At 51.2% G+C, this 336-nt stretch carries 1 protein-coding gene; it reads right to left on the bottom strand.

The features are described from left to right. Positions 1 to 67: 67 nt before the first annotated feature. On the bottom strand, positions 68 to 336 hold a 269-nt coding region (locus PZC42_RS24360), incomplete at its 5' end, for a hypothetical protein (protein WP_277213961.1).

Raw genomic sequence — 336 nt, 5'->3', positions numbered from 1 at the left:
AGTCGTAAGTCTCGGCATGCATTAGGCAGACAGTCCTCCCTGATTTGTGGCATCTGAATTGCGTCAGTTAGGTGTAAACCTTGAAGTAGATGAATTGGTAGTCTTCCTCGGGAAGGTCCTCATCCTCAACCACGAAATTCAGCTGGCACTCGCCCGCGGTAGACGCATCGTCGGAGCCGAATTTGCACTTGTGCGGAACTATTTCTTTATGATGAGCAATAAAGGTCGCCCGTTCATTCAGTTCTCGCTTGCTCATTCGTTCCAACGCCGGCCCCAGCCATTTGGCGGTCTTGATGGTGGTATCTCTGGCAGCAGCCGTCAGCATTAACTCGTCAT

It is taken from the genome of Isoptericola croceus (genome assembly GCF_029382255.1).
Taxonomy (GTDB): Bacteria; Actinomycetota; Actinomycetes; order Actinomycetales; family Cellulomonadaceae; genus Isoptericola; species Isoptericola croceus.
The sequence above is the reverse complement of the archived record's forward strand: the minus strand, read 5'-3'. Positions and strand labels throughout refer to the sequence as shown.